Below are 18237 nucleotides of genomic sequence, written 5' to 3'. Positions count from 1 at the left end.
ATGTGGAGGGGGATGATGGTCAGCCGGCCCTCGGCGGGCCGACGATCAGGCTCAATGGTGGTGAATTACTTGTCCTCGATGCGGCCCAGCAGCAGGTATTCGATCAAGGCCTTTTGCACGTGCAGGCGGTTCTCGGCCTCGTCCCAGACGACGGATTGCGGACCGTCGATGACGCCGGCCGACACTTCCTCGCCGCGGTGCGCGGGCAGGCAGTGCATGAACAGGGCGTCGCCGCTGGCGCGCGCCATCTTCGCTTCGTCGACGATGAAGCCGTCGAACGCTTTCAGGCGCTCGTTGTTTTCCTTTTCGTAGCCCATGCTCGTCCACACGTCCGTGTTCACGAGATGGGCGCCGGCGCACGCGTCCGACGGGTTCTCGAAGAAGGTGTAGTTGTTCGTGTTGACCAGCTTCGGATCCATGTCGTAGCCCTTGGGCGTGGACACGTTCAGGTGGAAGCCGAACACTTCCGCCGCCTCCAGCCAGGAGTACAGCATGTTGTTGGCGTCGCCGATCCAGGCCACCGTCTTGCCGACGATGGAGCCGCGGTGCTCGTAGTACGTGAAGATGTCGGCCAGCACCTGGCACGGGTGATGTTCGTTGGTCAGGCCGTTGATCACCGGCACGCGCGAGTTCGCCGCGAAGCGCTCGATGATGTCCTGGCCGAACGTGCGCACCATGATGATGTCGCACATGCGCGACATGACCTGGCCGGCGTCCTCGACGGGCTCGCCGCGGCCCAGCTGGCTGTCGCGTGTGTTCAGGTAGATCGCGGCGCCGCCCAGCTGGTGCATGCCGGCCTCGAACGACAGGCGCGTGCGCGTGGAGTTCTTTTCGAACACCATGACGAGCGTGCGGTCGACGAGCGGGTGGTAGATCTCGTAGTTCTTGAACTTGCGCTTGATGACGGTCGCGCGCTCGATCAGGTACTCGAACTCGTCGCGGGTGAAGTCGGAGAACTGCAGGAAGTGCTTGATATTGGTGGGAGTCGTGCCAGCCATTTTTGTGTCTGAGATACGATAATCTCTTGGATTATAAGCGTTTTGTTTATTTTCCGGAAAATTCGGCTCGGAATTTGTCAGTACAAGGTCTGCGCCGACTCGTGCAGCAACTGGCCATACAGCGCGTGGCGCAGCTTCGCGACCTTGCCGTCCGCGACGGCTTGCAGCACGGCGCACTGCGGTTCGGCCAGGTGGCGGCAGTTGTAGTACTTGCAGCCGCCCAGGTAGGGCTTGAACTCGACGAACGCCCGTTCCAGCATGCCTTCCGTCAGGTGGTACAGGCCGAATTCCTGGAAGCCCGGCGAGTCGATCAAGGTGCCGCCTGCCGGCAATTTGTACAGCCGGGTAAACGTCGTCGTGTGCTTGCCGGTGTCCAGCGCTTCCGAGATTTCGCGCACGGCGATGTCGGCGTCCGGCACCAGCAGGTTCACGAGCGAGGACTTGCCCATGCCCGACTGCCCGATCAGGATAGCCGACTGCCCCTGCAGCAGCGGCGTGAGCGTCGCGACCGTTTCCTCGGGATGCGTCTTCGCCGACACCTCGTGCAGCGGATAGCCGAGGTCCGTGTACAGGCTCGCGCGTTCGCGCGCGCGGGCGAGGTTCGGCTCCAGGTCGACCTTGTTCAGGATGAGGTGGGCGTCCACGCCCGCCGCCTCGCAGGCGACGAGGGCGCGCGACACCAGGTCGTCGGCAAAGCTGGGTTCCGTCGCGATGACGATGAACAGCCGGCTGATGTTCGCCGCGAGCAGCTTAGCTTTGTACTGGTCTGAGCGGTACAGCAGGGTCGTGCGCTCGGCGATCTTTTCGATCACCGCCTGATCGGCGGACGTCCGTTTCAGGTGCACGACGTCGCCCACCGCCACGTTGGTTTTCTTGCCGCGCGTGACGCACTGGAGGAATTCGCCGTCGACGTCGGCCAGGTAGTGGCGGCCGTGCGCGGCCACGATGGTGCCCCTCATTGCATCGACCTTATCGTGTCTGGTCATGCGCCGGCCCGTCCCGCGTACAGCGCGTCGGCCTTGGCGGCGCAGACGAAATCGTTGGCGGACAGGCGGTTGCCGGCCGAATGCGTCGTCCAGGATGCCGTGCAGCGGCGGTAGCCGACCGCGAGGTCGGGGTGGTGGTCTTCGCGGTGGATCATGAAGGCGAGGGCGTTCACGAACTCCATCGTCTCGTGAAAGTCGCGGAACACGAATTCGCGCTCGATGCGGTCGCCGGTGATCTTCCATTCAGGCACCTCGGCCAGCATCAGCTGGAGCGCGGCATCGTCCAGCGCCGGGGCGTCGTGAACGCAGTGGCGGTCGACGAGGCTCATGCGGCCCCCGCGAGGCGCAGCTGGCGGATGCGCACCGAGGCCGGCGGGTGCGAATCGTAGAACGCCGAGTGGATCGGGTCCGGCGTCAGGGTCGACGCATTGTCCTCGTACATCTTGACGAGGGCGGAGACGAGGTCGCGCGCATCGCTGTGGCTGGCGGCGAAGGCGTCCGCCTCGAACTCGTGCTTGCGCGACGTGATCGACGTGAGCGGCGAGAACGGGAACGCGAACACGGGCAGCACCAGCGAAAACAGCAGCAGCGCCATCGCATCGTTCGACGGGCCCAGCAGGGGCAGCACGCCGAGGCCCGTGTAGAACCACACCTGCGTCTTGAGCCAGCCCAGCAGCGCGAGGAAGGCGAGCGACAGGGCGAACAGCACGGCGATGCGTTTGACGATGTGCTTGAGCTTGAAGTGCCCCAGCTCGTGCGCCAGCACGGCTTCGATCTCTTCCGGGGCCAGGCGCGCCAGCAGGGTATCGAAGAACACGATGCGTTTATTCGCGCCGAAGCCGGAGAAATAGGCGTTGCCGTGGGCGGAGCGCTTGCTGCCGTCCATCACGAACAAGCCCTTGGCGGCAAAGCCGACGCGCGTCATGAGGCCCTCGATGCGGTCCTTGAGCTTGTCGTCCGCCAGCGGCGTGAACTTGTTGAACAGCGGCGCGATGACGGTCGGGTACAGCACCATCATCAACAGCTGGAAGCCGCTCCACACGAGCCAGGCGTACAGCCACCACAGGGCGCCCGTCCTGTCCATCAAGGCGAGCACGACCCACAGCAGCGGCAGGCCGATGACGGCGCCCACGAGCGCACCCTTGACGGCGTCGACGACCCACAAGCCGACCGTCATCTTGTTGAAGCCGAAGCGTTCTTCCAGCACGAACTGGCGGTAGTACGAGAACGGCAGGTCCAGCGCACCGGAGACGACGGCGAACGCGACGATCAGGGCGATCTGGTGCACCATGCCGGGGCCGAGTGCGTGCAGCAGCGCCGTCGACAGGGCCTGCAGGCCGCCCAGCAAGGTGAAGCCGGTCAGCACGAGCGTGTTCCACAGCGCCTCCCACAGGCCGAAGCGGGTCTTGGCGACCGTGTAGTCGGCCGCTTTCCGGTGCGCGGTCAGGGGAATCTTTTCGGCGAATTCGGCCGGCACCTGGTCGCGGTGCCGCAGGACGTGGCGGATGTGCCGGCGCGCCAGCCAGTAGCGCAGGCCGAGCGTGAGCAGGAGAAAGACGACGAACAAAACCGAAAACGCGGATGAAAGCATGCGGTGCCTGTGAGAAAATCTATTTTTCGGGGTCAGAGCACGAATTTCACGGTTGTGCTCTGACCCCGCAGATCAAATTCGGGGTCAGAGCGCGAATTTCGTGTTGTGCTCTGACCCCGCAGTTTAAATTCGGGGTCGGAGCGCGAATTTTACGCTTGTGCTCTGACCCCGCTGAATAAAGAGAGAATTATGTCACAAGCCAATGCCACCGAAGCAGCGACCCCACGCCCGAACGAATTCAACCTGGTCTGGATCGACATGGAAATGACCGGCCTGGATCCGGACAACGACCGCATCATCGAAGTGGCCGCCGTCGTCACGGACGCGAATCTGAACGTGCTGGCCGAAGGTCCGGTGATCGCCGTGCACCAGAGCGACGCGACGCTGGACAAGATGGACGCCTGGAACAAGGGCACGCACGGCCGCTCCGGCCTGATCGACCGCGTGAAGGCGTCGACCATCGACGAGGCCGAAGCGGAAACGCAGCTGATCGCCTTCCTGAAGCAGTGGGTGCCGGCCAATAAGTCGCCGATGTGCGGCAACTCGATCTGCCAGGACCGCCGCTTCATGGCCCGCGGCATGCCCAAGCTGGAAGCGTTCTTCCACTACCGCAACCTGGACGTGTCGACGCTCAAGGAACTGTGCCGCCGCTGGAAGCCGGAACTGGCGTCCGGCTTCAAGAAGGCGCAGAAGCACACGGCGCTGGCCGACATCATCGAGTCCATCGAAGAACTGCGTTATTACCGGGAACATTTCATCAAACTGTAAAGCGGCCTCGCGGTTTCCGACACGAAGTTGCAATCGTGCATGGGTCGGCCGCGCAGGTATGCGAGAATCCGGCCATGGCTGACATTCTGCGTACCACCGCCGGACTCGGCGGAGAGAGCGAAGTCCGGCGTCTCCTGCGGGAGCGCGACTGGAGCGTGTCGCCGCTCGGTGCGCCGGACGGCTGGCCGCCCGAGCTGGCCACCGCCGTGTCGATGGCCTTCAGTTCCGCGTTTCCGATGTTCGTCGCCTGGGGCCCGGACCTGCGCTTCCTGTACAACGACGCCTACGCGCCGATCCTCGGCGACAAGCACCCGGCCGCGTTCGGCGCGCCGTTCCAGCTGGTCTGGGCCGAAATCTGGCCCGACCTCGTCCCGATCGTCGACCGCGCGCTGTCGAACAAGTCCGCCTATTTCGAAGACCTGCCGCTCACGATGGAGCGCAAGGGCTACCGCGAACGGACCTGGTTCACGTTTTCGTACTCCCCGCTGCACGACGGCCACGGCCGCGTGGTCGGCTTGTATTGCACCGTCATCGAGACGACGGCCCGCGTGCAGGCCGAGCGCCGCGCCGCGTTCGAACTGGCGGTGGCGGACGCGCTGCGCCCGCTGGCGTCGAGCGACGACGCGATCCGCACCGGCTGCACGTTGCTGGGACAGGAACTGGGCATGGCGCGCGTGCTGTACGGCGAGGTCGACGACCGCCCGGGCACCTTGTCCATGGTGGGCGACTGGAGCCGGCCCGGTTTCGCGGGCGTGGCCGGCCACACGTTTTCCCTCGACGCCTTCGGCCCCGAATTCGCCCGCGCGGGCCGCGCCGGCGAGCTCCTGCCGCTCGCCGACGTGCGCACCGACCCGCGCGCGGCCGCGCGCCAGGGGACGTATCTCGCGCTGGACGTCCATGCCTGCCTGGCCGTGCCGCTGCGCCAGGGCGGGCGCCTGCAGGCCTTCCTCGTGCTGGGGCTCGACCGGCCGCATGCCTGGACCGACGCGGAGATGGCGCTGGCGTGCGGCACGGCCGAGCGCATCCGGGCGGCCGTCGACCTGGCGCGCGTGCAGACGACGCTGCGCGAGGAGCGCGACCGCAGCCGCACGATCCTCGACACGATCGCGGAGGGCTTCATGCTGCTCGACCGCGACTGGACCGTCCTGCAGATCAACGAGGCCGGCCTGCGCATCGCGCACATGGCGTCCGGCGCGGTCATCGGGCGCAACCACTGGGACGTCTGGCCGGAAGCCATCGACAGCGAGGCGGGGCGCATGTACCGCCGCGTGATGCGCGACCGCACGGCCGGCACCGCGGAGTACCGCCAGCGCGTGGCCGACGGCGCCGAGATCTGGTGCGAGGTACGCGCCTATCCGACGGCCGACGGCGGGGTCGTCTCGTTCTTCCGCGACGTCACGGAGCGCAAGGCGGCCGAGGACAAGCTGCGCACGGCCGACCGCCGCAAGGACGAGTTTCTCGCGATGCTGGCGCACGAACTGAGGAACCCCCTGGCGCCGATCAGCGCCGCCGCCGACCTGCTGCGCATCGGCCGCCTGGACGAAGCCCGGGTGCGCCAGAGCAGCGCCATCATCGGCCGCCAGGTGCGCCACATGACGAGCCTGGTCGACGACCTGCTCGACGTCTCGCGCGTCACGCGCGGGCTCGTGACGCTCGCGCGCGCGCCCGTGGCGGCGCGCACCATCGTCGACGAGGCGATCGAGCAGGTGCGTCCCATGTTCGAGACGCGCCGCCAGCACCTGGCCGTCGCCATCGCCGACCCGGACGCGACGGTGCTCGGCGACAAGGCGCGCCTCGTGCAGGTGCTGGCCAACCTGCTCAACAACGCGGCCAAGTACACGCCGGAAGAGCGCCGCATCGACGTGGCGGCCGGCGTCGACGCGGCGGGCGGCCGGCTGTTGCTGACGGTGCATGACGACGGCATCGGCATCGAGCCGGAACTGACGGGCCATGTGTTCGACCTGTTCACGCAGGCCGAGCGTTCCGTCGATCGCGCCCAGGGCGGCCTGGGCCTCGGCCTGGCGCTCGTCAAGAACCTCGTCGAGCTGCACGGCGGCACTGTCGCGTGCACGAGCCCCGGCCTGGGGCAGGGCAGTACCTTCGAGGTGGCATTGCCGCTGATGGCGCCGGCAACGCGGCCGTCATCGGCGGCGGCGGGCGCCGGCGCGGCCGCCGCGGCGGTGGCGGGTGGGCGGCCGCTGCGCGTGCTCGTGGTGGACGACAACGTCGACGCCGCGGCCACCCTGGGCATGCTGCTGGAAGCGTGCGGCTACCTGGTCGACGTCGAGCACGATTCGCAGCGCGCGCTCGACCACGCGCGCCAGCAGCGCCCGGACGTGGCGCTGCTCGACATCGGCCTGCCGGACATGGACGGCAACGAACTGGCCCGCCGCCTGCGCGCGGATCCGCAGACGGGGGCCATCGTGCTGGTGGCCGTTACGGGCTACGGCCAGGAACAGGACCGCCGCGCGGCGTTCGAGGCGGGGTTCGACCACCACCTCGTGAAGCCCGTCGACATGGACGCGCTGGCGGCGTTGTTGGCGGGGATCGAGAGGTAGGGGATTAACGCATCTGCGTGTAATTGACGGGCACCCAGCGATACCCCCTGCCCTGGTTGGCGAGATGGCCGAGCCCCGGGAACTGCAGGTGCGCGCCGCCGATCAGCCAGCCGTTCTTCGCCGCCTCGTCGAACACCCGCTTGCGCGCCGCATAGGCCGCCTTCTCGTCGCTGTCGAAGGCGATCGTCACCTGCGGATTGTCGAACTGGACGGCCGCCAGGTGGATCAGGTCGCCGATCAGCACGAGCTTCTGGCCATGGCTTTCCACCGCGTAGACCGTGTGGCCCGGCGTATGGCCGTGCGCGGCCATGGCGGTGACGCCCGGCACCAGCTCGCCGTCCGCGTCGATCGGCTTGAATTTGCCGGCCTGGACGTACGGGTTGATCGACGCCATCGCGCCCTTGAAGAAGTCTTTCTTGTCGGCCGGGGCCTTGGCCATGTTCGCCTGGCTCAGCCAGTAGTCGGCATCGGCCTTGCCTGCGCGCACGACCGCGTTCGGGAACACGCGCTGGCCGTTGCTTACGAGGCCGCCGATGTGGTCGCCGTGCATGTGGGTGATGTAGATCTCGTCGATCTGCTCGGGCCGGTAGCCGGCCGCCTTCAGGTTGTTGACGAACTTGCCGACGGTGGGGCCGAGCAGCGTGCCGGCGCCCGTGTCGACCAGCACCAGCTTGCTGCCGGTGTTGATCAGGAAGGCGTTGTCGGACGTTTCCACCGGCAGCTTGAGGAAGTGTTTCGCCAGCGCGGTGCGCGTCAGCTCCGGCTTCTGGCGCATGTACTGGTCCATCGGCAGGTCGAAGGTGCCGTCGCTGATCGGCGTGACTTCGATGTCGCCCACCATCACGCGGTAGAAGCCGGGCGCCGGGGTCTTGACCATCGGTGCGGCGGCCTGGGCGGTAAAGGCCGCCGCGGCGAGTGCGGCGGCGACCAGGGTCTGCTTGAGCGGTTTGATCATGTTCTCGTCCTATATCGATGTCGAAACGCGCGAACGCGGGTTTCTTATCGTACATGAATGTTCAGCAACTCGCTCGACCCCGAGCCGTCTTTACTGACGCCGCACAAGGGGGAGCGTGCGCATGGTGCGCCGCTCGTGTTCCTCGTCGTGCAGGGTGGCCGTCGCCTTGATCAGGTCGCTGCGGCTGACGACGCCCAGGAGTTGCGTGTGATCGGGCTGCGCGACCACCGGCAGGCGCTCGATGCCGTGCACGGCGAGGCGCGTGGCGACGGCGCGGCACGTCTCGCCGGGCAGCGCGACGAGCGGCGGATTGGCGCCGAACAGGGCGCCGACGAGGGTCTCCGGCGCGTGGCCGTCCAGCGTGTCGCGCTCGACCATGCCGACGACGAGGCCGCCGCGCGTGACCGGGAAGCCGCGGTGCTTCTGGCCCGGACCGAACTGGGTGGCCAGCACGTCGCCGACGGTGGCGCCGGCGTCGACGTGGAGGACGTCCGTGCTCATCACCTCGGCCACGCTGTGGCGTTCGAGCGGGTCGATGCCGTATTCGCGGTAGATGTGGTGGCCGCGGCGGGCGATCTTTTCCGTCAGGATCGAACGGCCCATCGTCAGCACCGTGAAGCCGTAGGCGCCGGCGGACGCCATCAGCAGCGGCAGCAGGGAGTTGGCGTCGTGCGTGAGTTCGAACGCGAACACGACGGCCATCACGGGCGCGCGCATCATGCCGCCGAGCGTCGCGGCCATGAACACGAGCGGCCACAGCGCCGGATCGGCGCCCGGCAGATACGGTCCGAGGACGGCGCCGAGGCCGGCGCCGAGCATCAGCAACGGCGCCAGCACGCCGCCGGACGTGCCGGAGCCGAGCGCGATCAGCCATATCACGAGCTTCACGGCCAGCAGGCCGACGATGGCGCCCGCGACCATGTGGTTGTGCAGCAGGTCGCCGATGACGTCATAGCCGACGCCCAGCGCGCGCGGCTGGAAATAACCGCCGATGCCGACCGCGAGGCCGCCCAGCGCCGGCCACCACATCCAATGGATGGGCAGGCGGTGGAAGGCGTCTTCGACGCGGTACAGCGCCGTCGACATCAGCCAGGCCAGCGCGCCGCACGCGATGCCGGCCAGGACGCAGGAGCCGAGGGCGAGCGGCGTCACGGGGGCCGTCTGCAGCGGGAACAGCGCGCCGGCGCCGATCACGAGGGGACGCAGGAAGCCGGCCACGGCGCAGGCCGTCGCCACCGGCAGCAGGCTGCGCGGACGCAGTTCGAACAGCAGCAGTTCGACGGCCATCAGCACGGCCGCCACCGGCGTGCCGAACACGGCCGTCATGCCGGCCACGGCGCCGCCCACGAGCAGCGTCTTGCGTTCGCCGCTCGTCAGGTGGAAGTACTGGGCGATCAGCGAGCCGATCGCGCCGCCCGTCATGATGATCGGGCCCTCGGCGCCGAATGGACCGCCGCTGCCGATCGCGATGCCGGACGCCAACGGTTTCAGCACCGCCACCTTGGGCGACATGGCGCTGCGCTTGAACAGGATCGCTTCGATCGCTTCGGGAATGCCGTGGCCGCGGATCGCCTCGGTGCCGTAGCGGGCGATCAGGCCGATGATGACGCCGCCCAGCACGGGGATGGCGATCACCCAGGCGCCCAGCGTGTTGTTGGCCGGCGACAGGTCGGCGATCGAGAATTTGCCGTAGAAGAACAGGTCCGTGAAGAAGCGGATCATGGTCAGCAGGACGTGCGCGGCGAGCGTGCTGAGCGCGCCGATGAGGGCGGCGAGGGCGGTGATGCGCAGCAGGCCGGTGCCGCCCGAAAAATCGCGCCGGGGCGCGGAGTGAAGCGTGGAAGAGTTCATTTTTTTATACAAGGTTGGGAACGGTAAACACGCCTTGCAAGGCGCGCAATTCGGCGCGGTGGATGGCGGCGAGCCGGGTCAGTAGCGCCTCGCCTTTCGGCAACAGGTGCACTTCGACGCGGCGCCGGTCCTCGGCGTTCGTGCGGCGCACGACGAGCTGGACGGCTTCGCAGCGCGTGACGAGCGCGACGACGCCGTGCTGCTTGGCTTGCAGGCGTTCGGCCAATTCGCCCACGGTGGCCCATTCGCGTCCGGAAATCCCCTTGATGTGCAGGAGGAGCAGGTATTGCAGCGGCGTGATGCCTTCGGCTTGCACCGCGTTTTCGGAGAAGCGCTCGAAGCGCCGCATCTGGTAGCGGAATTCCGACAAAGCGGCGAAATCCGTCTTGGACAGCGGAGGGGTGTCGTCTTTCACAGGGCGTATGTCATTGGGATATTGGCTTTGGGAACCAAATAATATATCATAACGTGATATGTTTTCGTAGCCTAATTCGCGCAGCGTCAAGCGTTGCCGTTCTTTTACAATCGATTGGAATGATGCTGGAAAAGAGTATGGAATGGATGCGGTCGTTCGTGCCGCAGCCCAATACGGTGCCGCGCGGCGAACGCATGCGCGCGGTGGCAGGCGCCCTCGTGGGGCTGTTCGTGACGGCGATCCTGAGCGACATGTTGACCGCGGGTTCCGGCATCGTCCCGCTGGCCCTGGTCGCACCGATGGGCGCGTCGGCCGTGCTGCTGTTCTGCGTACCGGCCAGCCCGCTGGCCCAGCCGTGGTCCGTCATCGGCGGGAACACGATTTCCGCGCTGGTCGGCATCATCTGTGCCAAGGCCGTGCACAACCCGGCGCTGGCGGCGCCGCTGGCGGGCGCCTGTGCCATCTTCGTGATGTTCGTGCTGCGTTGCCTGCACCCGCCCAGCGGCGCGGTGGCGCTGACGGTCGTTCTCGGGGGGCCGGCCATCCACGCGGCGGGCTTCGAGTTCGCCTTCCTGCCGGTGTGCCTGAACTCGACCCTGATCGTGCTCGCGGCGCTCGTCTTCAACAACCTGACGGGCCGGCGCTATCCGCACAACCAGAAATCCATGCTGCGCACGGCGCAGCAGGCGGCGCATGCGACGCGCGATCCGGCGCCGATGGCGCGCCTGGGCTTCACGGCCGAGGACCTGGACGCCGTGCTGGCCCGCTACGGCCAGGTGCTGGACGTGAGCCGCGACGACCTGGAAGACATCCTGCTGCAGACGGAGCAACGGGCCTACGCGCGCCGCTTCGGCACCGTGACTTGCCGCGCGATCATGTCGAAGGACGTCGTGACGGCCACGCCCGACATGTCCCTCGCCGACGCCTGGCGCCTGCTGCGCCACCACAACCTGCACGCGTTGCCGGTGCTGGACGCGTCGCACCGCGTGGCCGGCATCATCGGCCAGAGCGACTTCCTGCACCATGCCGGCCTGGACGATTACCAGACCGTGGGCGAACGCCTGCGCAGCCTGTTCGCCCACGTGCTGGGCGTGCGGCCCGAGCGCGCGGCGACGGTGGGCGAATTGATGTCGACGAAGGTGGCCGTCGTCGCGGCGGACGAACCGATCGCCACGCTCGTACCCCTGATGAGCAACGTCGGGCTGCACCACATTCCCGTGGTGGACGAGCGCCTCGTGTTCCTGGGCGTCGTCAGCCAATCCGACCTGCTGGCGGCCCTGTTCGAAAGCCGCCTGGCCGAAGCCGCCTGAAATTCGGGGTCATGAAATTCGGGGTCAGAGCACTTTTTTCGCGCAATTCGGGGTCAGAGCCCTTTTTTGCGCAATAGCCTCGCGGCACGCTGTTGCCGACACTGCCCCGCTGCCTCCAAGGCCCCGCAAGCGGCCATCCGGTGGACGCCACGGTCCGTGGCGCAGCGAAGCGGGGCTGTACGCGTATCGGCTAGCCGTCGAGCCATTGTCCGAACATTTGCTCTGACCCCGAATTTTGCGCGAAATGTGCTCTGACCCCGAATTTCAGGGTTGGTTGGCGCCGCAGCATTTCTTGTATTTCTTGCCGCTGCCGCAGGGGCAGTCGTCGTTGCGGCCGACCTTGGGTTCGTCGCGGCGCACCGTTTCGACGGCGGCCTTGCGGCGCGGCAGCCAGAAGCGGTGGATGCCCGGCAGGTTCGCTTCGATCTCCAGCGCCAGCTTGTGCGCCAGCTTCGGATTCTCGACTTCCGCCAGCTCGCTTTCCTCGATCTCGTCGGCGCCCAGCAGGTAGATCGGGCGCATCAGCGGGGCCGCTTCCGAATCCCAGATTTCGTCCCACGCGCCGGGGTGCAGGTCCATGCCTTCCCAGAATCCCCAGCACCAGGCTTCGGCGTCGATCAGCGTCTCGCCGTCGATCTCGTGCTCGACGTACAGCGGCTCGAATTCCTTGGGCGCGACCTCGAAGGTGACGAGCACCTCGTTCATGAAGCGCATGATCAGGTTGACGATGCGCTCTTCCTCTTTCGGATTCTTCCACTTGGGCACGGCGCCGTCCTCGCCCCACACGCGCGGCAGCCATTCGGCCGGCATGATGGTTTCCGGACCGATCGCGATGGCCGTGAGATAGCCGTGCAGCGTGTCCATCGTCATGGCGTCGTCGGAGCAGCGGTCGGACAGGAGGAAGTTGTCGAGGTCGTCGAATTCTTTTTCGGAGAGGGGCTGGTCGAGTTGCATTGTTTCTGTTTCCTTGCGTTGAAGGTGCCAGTGTAACGCCTCCCGCCTCGCGGCCGGCGAAAAAAAGCGCCGGCCGGCCGCCCGTCTTACAATGGCGGGATGCACAATCCCGAAATTTCTGACAGTCATCCTTTCTCCCGGCTCGATCCGCTGGCGGTCCTCGACGCCGTCGACAGCGTCGGCCTGCGCGGCGACGGCCGCCTGCTGGCGCTGAACAGTTACGAGAACCGCGTGTACCGCGTCGGCTGCGAAGACGGGCCGCCCGTCGTCGTCAAGTTCTACCGGCCCGCGCGCTGGAGCGATGCCGCCATCCTCGAGGAACACGCCTTCGTGCAGGAACTGGCCGACCAGGAGGTGCCGGTCGTGCCGGCACGCGTCCTCGCCGGCCGCAGCCTGCACGAGCACGGCGGTTTCCGCTTCGCCGTGTTCGAGAGCCGCGGCGGGCGCGCGCCCGAACTGTCCGACCCGTCGACCCTGGAATGGATCGGCCGCTTCATCGGCCGCATCCACGCGGTGGGCGCGCAGAAACCGTTCGCCGAGCGTCCCCGGCTGGACCTCGAGACGTTCGGCCGTGAGCCGCGCGCATGGTTGGTCAAGCACGGCTTCATTCCCCCCGAACTGCTGACGGCGTACACGAGCGTGCTCGACCAGGCGCTGGACGGCGTCGCCCGCTGCTACGACCGGGCCGGCGCGCTGCCGCTGCTGCGCCTGCACGGCGACTGTCACGCGGGCAATGTGCTGTGGACGGACGACGGCCCGCACTTCGTCGACTTCGACGACAGCCGCATGGGCCCGGCCGTGCAGGACTTGTGGATGCTGCTGTCGGGCGAGCGCCACGAGATGGTGCGCCAGCTGTCCGACGTGCTGGCCGGCTACGAGGACTTCTGCGAATTCGATCCGCGCCAGCTCTACCTCGTCGAGGCGCTGCGCACCTTGCGGCTGATCCATTACTCGGCGTGGCTGGCCATGCGCTGGGACGATCCCGCATTCCCCGCGGCCTTTCCCTGGTTTAATACCCAGCGTTACTGGCAAGACCGCATCCTCGAGCTGCGCGAGCAGGTGGCGCTGATGGACGAGCCGCCGCTCTGGCCCGTCTAAAGCGGGAATTGACGCTGTTTCACGATTCAGCTCGGCGTGACACGACACGGAGCCATGCCGCATAATCGAAGCGCGGGCTCGTCCGGGTCCGCATGACCCAGCGAGCGTTCCATGTCCGACTCTACTTCACCTTCCGCCAAGCACGACGACGCCGATTTCACGATCGACCTGATGCCTGCCGCCCAGGAGCACGCGGCGCCGCAGGTCGAGCCGCAGCGCGAGCATCTGGAACAGCGCGCGATCAAGGAAGGCATCGCGCGCGTGGAAGCGGAGGCGAAGGCGGCGGTGGCGGCCGAGAACCGCGCCCACGCCGAGGCCCGGGCGCGCACCTTGGCCGAGGAACGGGCCGCCATCGACGCCGAGGCGGCCGCCGCCGCGCTGGCGAACGCGCAGGCGTCGGAAGAAGCGATCGAGGCCAACCGCGACCGCATCGAAACCCTGCGCGCCGCCGCCAAGGCCGCCGCCGAGCGCCTGGAAGCGATCCGCCAGGAGACGGCGGAGCTGCGCGCCCGCGTCGCATCCGACACGCAGATCCGTCTGGCGTCCGAGGCTCGCGCCCGCGCCGAGGAAGACGCCCGCAAACGCGCGACGGAACAGGCGCGCATCGACACCGAGATCGCCGAGCGCGCCCAGCGCGACGCCGACGAACTGGCGCAGCACGCCGAGCAGGCCCGCCTGCAGGCGGCCGAGCGCGTGGCGGCCGTGCACGCGGCGCGCGAAGAAGTGCATCACAGCGCCAGCGCCGACGCCCGCGTGGCCATCCTCGCGCGCGAACGCGAACGGGCCGAGCGGGCCGCACGCCAGACGGCGGAGAAGCTGGCGGAGGCGGAAGCCGAAGCGGTGGACCTCGCGCAGCGGCGCGAACGGGCGGACCAGGTGGCGCTGGCGTCCGCGTTCGCGCGCGCGGCCGCGGAAGCGCGCGCGCTCGAGGAGGCCCGCGCCCTCGCGCACATCGAGCAGGAACGCGAAGCCATCGCCCAGGCCCAGGCGGAATCGGAGCGGACGGCCGCGCAATCGCTGCGCATGCGCCTGCAGACGGAAAAGGAATTGCGCGACGCGGCCATCCACCGCGAACGCCTGGAACGGATGGCGGCCGATGCGGCCGCCGCGCGGCGCGAGGCGGAAGCCCGCATCCTGGCCGCGACGGAAGCCCGCATCGAGGCCGACCGCAAGCTGCGCGACGTGGCCATGTCCCGCGCCGCGGCGGAAGAGGAAGAATCGCAGCAGAGCCAGGCCCGCCTCGACGCCGAGCGCGAAGCCGCCGAGCAGGCGCACCTGCGGGCGGAAGCCGACCGGGTGGCCCAGGAAGCGGCGCAGCGCGACGCCGAGGCGCAGCAGCGCGAGCGCCGGCTGGCCGAGGAACGGGCCGCGCTGGCGGACGCCGCGGCCGCCGCCCGCGCCGCGCAGAATGCCGCCCAGGAAGCGGAACTGGCCGCGCAGGCCGAACGGACCGAACACGAACGCGAGGCCGCGCGCCTGGCCGGGCAGCGCGCCGGACAGGCGCGCGAACTGGCGCAGGCCGAACAGGCCCGCGTGCAGGCCGAGCAGGACGCGCTGGCGCGCGAGCGGGCCCGCATCGAAGCGGAACGCGCGCTGGCCGCCGCCGCCGAAGCCCGCGCCGCCGCGGAAGGAGAGCAGGCCGCGCAACTGGCCGAGAAGACCGAGGCCTTGCGGCGCGAAGTCGCCGCGCTGCAGGCGGAAACGGCGGCGCGCCTCGCCGCCGCGGAACAGGAGCATGCGGCGCGCCTGCAGGCGCAGCGCGGCGCGCTCGCGGACCAGCAGGCCGACATCGCCGCGCGCCGCGCCGCGTTCGAGCAGGAGCATGCGGCGCAGCTGCAGGCCCACCAGGATGCGCTCGCGCGCCAGCAGGCCGAGTTCGACGCCCGCCGCGCCGCACTGGAGCAGGAATATGCGGCCCTGCTGGCCGCGCAGGCCGAGCAGGAACAGCGCGCGGTCGCCGAGCGCCAGGCCGCCGTCGACGCCCAGCGGGCCGTCACGGAACAGGCGGCGCGCCAGGCCGACGAGGAACAGGCGATCGCCGACGCCCAGCGCGCCCAGGCGGCCCGCGCCGCGGAACTGGCGCAGGCGCAGGCCGACCGCGCCGCGCACGAACGCCGCCAGCAGGCGTTGACGGAAGAATTGCTGGCGGCCGAACGCGCCGCCGCCGACGCCGCCCACGACGCCTTGCTGCTGCTGGAACAAAAGCTGTCGTCGCAACAGCAGCAGACGGCCGCAGACGTGCGCGCCAACGAAGCGGCGGCGGCACGCATGGCGTCCGAGCGCGCGGCCGTGACGGCGGCCGAGGCCCGCGCCGCGGCCGAGGCGGAGCGCGCGCAACTGGCGAAGATGCGCGAGGCGGCGGAGCAGGCGGCCACGCAGGCCGCGGTCGACAAGCGCGACGCCCAGCGCGCGCTGCTGGCCAATGCCCAGCTGGCCGCCGAGATGCAGCGCAAGACGGCGCTCGCCACGCAGGAAATGATGGAGGCGAAGAAGCGCCTCGTGGAACTGGAATCCGCGCGCCAGGAAGAGCAGGTGGCGGAACTGGCCGCGCTGCGCGAACAGATCGAGGTGCGCCAGGCCGAAGCGAAACAGCGCGCCGAATCGGAAGACCTCGCGCGCGAGGTGCTGGGCCGCTTCTCGCAGCAGCCGTCGAAGGTGCAGGCGGCGCTGCGGCTGGCGGACGCGGTCGCCAAGCAGCGCGCCGACCGCGATCACGAATGACCGGCCCGTGACGGGCCTGCGCCGTCAGGCCTTGGCGTTCTTTTCCAGGTACGCCCCATGCCCCGGCATCTTCGCCACCGTCTGCCCGATGAGGTCGCGCAGCCCGGCAAAGTGGCCGTGCACCTGGCGCATGTCGGCTTCGTCCACGAACGGATTGTAGCGTTCGGGCACGATGCCCAGGCCCATCAGCATCGACACGAACGAGGGCTCGGCGAAACCGTCGCGGTCGAGGATCGTCACGCGGCCCGTCGTGCGGAACAACTCGATCTGGTGCGCGAGCGAATCGGGGATGGCCATGTTCGCGCAATAGCGCCAGAATTCGGTGTCGTCACGCTTCGTCAGCTTGTAGTGCATGATGATGAAGTCGCGGATCGACTCGTAGCGGCTGCCGATCGCCCGGTTGAATTCGGCCGCCAGCCCGGGAGGGCAATCGCGGTCCGGCCACAGCTCGATCAGCTTGCCGACGGCCGTTTCGATCAGGCTGATGCTGGTCGACTCCAGCGGTTCGACGAAGCCGGCCGACAGGCCGATCGCCACGACGTTCTTGACCCACGAGTTCTTGCGCTTCCCGGTGACGAAGCGCAGCTGGCGCGGCTCGTCCAGCGCTTTGCCGTCGAGGCCGTCGAGCAGCTCCTGGCGCGCGGCGTCGTCCGTCGTGAACGCATTGCTGTAGACGTGGCCGTTGCCCGTGCGGTGCTGCAGCGGGATGCGCCAGAGCCAGCCCGAGCCCTTGGCCGTCGAACGGGTGTAGGGCGTGAGCGGCTCCACGCGGGCGCACGGGACGGCGAGGGCGCTGTTGCAGGGCAGTTGCTCGCTCCAGTCCTCGTAGCCCGCCTTCAGCGTGCCTTCGATCAGCAGGCCGCGGAAGCCCGAGCAGTCGATGAACAGGTCGCCGTCGAGGGTGCGGCCGTCGGCGAGGCGCAGGCTCGTGACGAATCCGGTCTCCGGATGCTGGTCGACGCCGGTGATCAATCCCTCGACCCGCTTGGCGCCGCGCGCCAGCGCGTAATCGCGCAGGTAGGCGGCGTACAGCCCGGCGTCGAACTGGTAGCCGAACGAAAAAGCGTTCGTGACGCCAGGCTGCGCATCGGTCGGCATCGCGAATTTGTTCTCGCGCGCCATCCGCGATGCCACGGACCAGTTTTCCAGGTCCGGCATCTGGTCGAAGGTGCGCGCGAGGCGCAGCCAGTAATGGTGCGGCGCGATCCCGTCGAGGGCCGGACCGAAGTCGCCGAAGCCGTGGAAGAAGCGGTTGCCGACGTGGCCCCAGTCCTTGAACTCGATGCCGAGCTTGAAGGTGGCCTGGGTCTTCCTGATGAAGTCGGCGTGGTCCAGCCCGAGGGCGCTGTTGTAGAAGCGGATCGTCGGCAAGGTGGCTTCGCCGACGCCGATCGTGCCGATCTCCGGCGATTCCACCAGCACGATCTCGCAGTGCCGGCCGAGCCGCTGGGCGAGCGGGGCCGCGGTCATCCAGCCGGCGGTGCCGCCGCCCACGATGACGACTTTACGGATGGGGTTTTGTTGCATGTTGTCTCCTGACGTCTTGCCGTTTCAGGAGAGTGTAGGGGAGGGCGAGCGGGGCGGCAATAGAAATGTTTGCGTCTAACATTTCCGTGGCAAAACGTCACATATTGCTGGGCGCCACCGGATTCGATCCGCCGACGACGGCCTTCTCGACGAAGTATTCCGTCTCGCCGAAGCACGAGGTCGGCACGCCGACGTGCTGCGCATACGTCAGCTGCACGCGCTGGCCCATGGCGGCCTGCAGCTGGCGCACGACGTTCTCGTCGCGCACGGTGAAATTGAAGCGCTCGGGAATCGCGCCGGGCATGCTCGACAGCAGGAGCTCGCCCTCCCACGTCTTGCACAGCCAGCCCTTGCGCGACAGCTTTTGCAGATAGCCGGCCCGTTCGCCTTCCGAATACGACCAGTGCAGCACGATCCACGTGTACAGGGCGAACAGCGCAGCGGCGGCGATGACGACGGAGGCGAGGATGGCGATGGCGCGGCGCGGCAGGGTCTTGGGCATGAT

General features: G+C 68.2%; 15 protein-coding genes. 5 read left to right on the top strand and 10 right to left on the bottom strand.

What is annotated here, in order from left to right:
• Positions 1 to 65: 65 nt before the first annotated feature.
• The 4 genes from argF to ISF28_RS24135 all read right to left on the bottom strand — a co-directional run bounded on the left by argF (position 66) and on the right by ISF28_RS24135 (position 3575).
• Positions 66 to 998, bottom strand: a complete 933-nt coding sequence (argF, locus tag ISF28_RS24150; RefSeq protein ID WP_198119723.1) for an ornithine carbamoyltransferase — start codon at positions 996 to 998, stop codon at positions 66 to 68.
• Between the two features lie 77 nt (positions 999 to 1075).
• Positions 1076 to 1984: a ribosome small subunit-dependent GTPase A gene (rsgA, locus tag ISF28_RS24145; RefSeq protein WP_198119722.1), complete on the bottom strand. Its 909-nt coding sequence runs from the start codon at positions 1982 to 1984 to the stop codon at positions 1076 to 1078.
• Positions 1981 to 2313 (bottom strand): 4a-hydroxytetrahydrobiopterin dehydratase, encoded by a 333-nt coding sequence (locus tag ISF28_RS24140; protein ID WP_198119721.1) that lies wholly within the window; start codon positions 2311 to 2313, stop codon positions 1981 to 1983. Before ISF28_RS24140 ends, rsgA begins: the two co-directional genes overlap by 4 nt.
• The gene (locus ISF28_RS24135; RefSeq protein ID WP_198119720.1) at positions 2310 to 3575 is read right to left on the bottom strand and encodes a M48 family metallopeptidase; all 1266 of its coding nucleotides are present in this window, start codon (positions 3573 to 3575) and stop codon (positions 2310 to 2312) included. The genes ISF28_RS24140 and ISF28_RS24135 overlap by 4 nt, the downstream gene beginning before the upstream one ends.
• A gap of 189 nt (positions 3576 to 3764) precedes the next feature.
• Here ISF28_RS24135 and orn point away from each other — a divergent pair, with 189 nt between their 5' ends.
• Together orn and ISF28_RS24125 are read left to right on the top strand one after the other, a co-directional pair.
• Entirely contained in the window at positions 3765 to 4343 is a 579-nt protein-coding gene (orn, locus tag ISF28_RS24130) for an oligoribonuclease (RefSeq protein WP_198119719.1), read from the top strand.
• 74 nt (positions 4344 to 4417) lie between these two features.
• Positions 4418 to 6901 carry an ATP-binding protein gene (locus ISF28_RS24125; protein WP_198119718.1) on the top strand — a complete coding sequence of 828 codons (2484 nt, stop codon included), beginning with the start codon at positions 4418 to 4420 and terminating at the stop codon, positions 6899 to 6901.
• Between the two features lie 4 nt (positions 6902 to 6905).
• Here the strand turns inward: ISF28_RS24125 and ISF28_RS24120 are convergent, their stop codons facing one another.
• The 3 genes from ISF28_RS24120 to ISF28_RS24110 form a co-directional block, all read right to left on the bottom strand.
• Positions 6906 to 7856: an MBL fold metallo-hydrolase gene (locus ISF28_RS24120; protein WP_198119717.1), complete on the bottom strand. Its 951-nt coding sequence runs from the start codon at positions 7854 to 7856 to the stop codon at positions 6906 to 6908.
• A 90-nt stretch (positions 7857 to 7946) separates the two neighbouring features.
• Positions 7947 to 9707, bottom strand: a complete 1761-nt coding sequence (locus ISF28_RS24115; RefSeq protein ID WP_198119716.1) for a chloride channel protein — start codon at positions 9705 to 9707, stop codon at positions 7947 to 7949.
• Positions 9708 to 9711: 4 nt separating this feature from the next.
• Positions 9712 to 10056 (bottom strand): MarR family winged helix-turn-helix transcriptional regulator, encoded by a 345-nt coding sequence (locus ISF28_RS24110; protein WP_198119791.1) that lies wholly within the window; start codon positions 10054 to 10056, stop codon positions 9712 to 9714.
• 203 nt (positions 10057 to 10259) lie between these two features.
• On the opposite strand from ISF28_RS24110, the gene ISF28_RS24105 reads away from it, so the two are divergent.
• Complete coding sequence (locus ISF28_RS24105; protein ID WP_229519350.1) at positions 10260 to 11432, top strand: HPP family protein; 1173 nt, start codon at positions 10260 to 10262, stop codon at positions 11430 to 11432.
• A 264-nt stretch (positions 11433 to 11696) separates the two neighbouring features.
• Here the strand turns inward: ISF28_RS24105 and ISF28_RS24100 are convergent, their stop codons facing one another.
• Positions 11697 to 12386, bottom strand: a complete 690-nt coding sequence (locus ISF28_RS24100; RefSeq protein WP_198119714.1) for a UPF0149 family protein — start codon at positions 12384 to 12386, stop codon at positions 11697 to 11699.
• 99 nt (positions 12387 to 12485) lie between these two features.
• On the opposite strand from ISF28_RS24100, the gene ISF28_RS24095 reads away from it, so the two are divergent.
• Entirely contained in the window at positions 12486 to 13484 is a 999-nt protein-coding gene (locus ISF28_RS24095; protein ID WP_198119713.1) for a serine/threonine protein kinase, read from the top strand.
• 111 nt (positions 13485 to 13595) lie between these two features.
• Positions 13596 to 16205, top strand: a complete 2610-nt coding sequence (locus ISF28_RS24090; protein ID WP_198119712.1) for a coiled-coil domain-containing protein — start codon at positions 13596 to 13598, stop codon at positions 16203 to 16205.
• A 24-nt stretch (positions 16206 to 16229) separates the two neighbouring features.
• Here the strand turns inward: ISF28_RS24090 and ISF28_RS24085 are convergent, their stop codons facing one another.
• Both ISF28_RS24085 and ISF28_RS24080 read right to left on the bottom strand, forming a co-directional pair.
• Positions 16230 to 17732: a tryptophan halogenase family protein gene (locus ISF28_RS24085; RefSeq protein WP_198119711.1), complete on the bottom strand. Its 1503-nt coding sequence runs from the start codon at positions 17730 to 17732 to the stop codon at positions 16230 to 16232.
• A gap of 97 nt (positions 17733 to 17829) precedes the next feature.
• A complete protein-coding gene (locus ISF28_RS24080; RefSeq protein WP_198119710.1) occupies positions 17830 to 18234 on the bottom strand; it encodes a DUF8785 domain-containing protein in 405 nt (134 codons plus the stop codon).
• Positions 18235 to 18237 lie beyond the last annotated feature (3 nt).

Source organism: Massilia rhizosphaerae, assembly GCF_016093545.1.
Lineage (GTDB): Bacteria > Pseudomonadota > Gammaproteobacteria > Burkholderiales > Burkholderiaceae_D > Telluria > Telluria rhizosphaerae.
The sequence above is the reverse complement of the archived record's forward strand: the minus strand, read 5'-3'. Positions and strand labels throughout refer to the sequence as shown.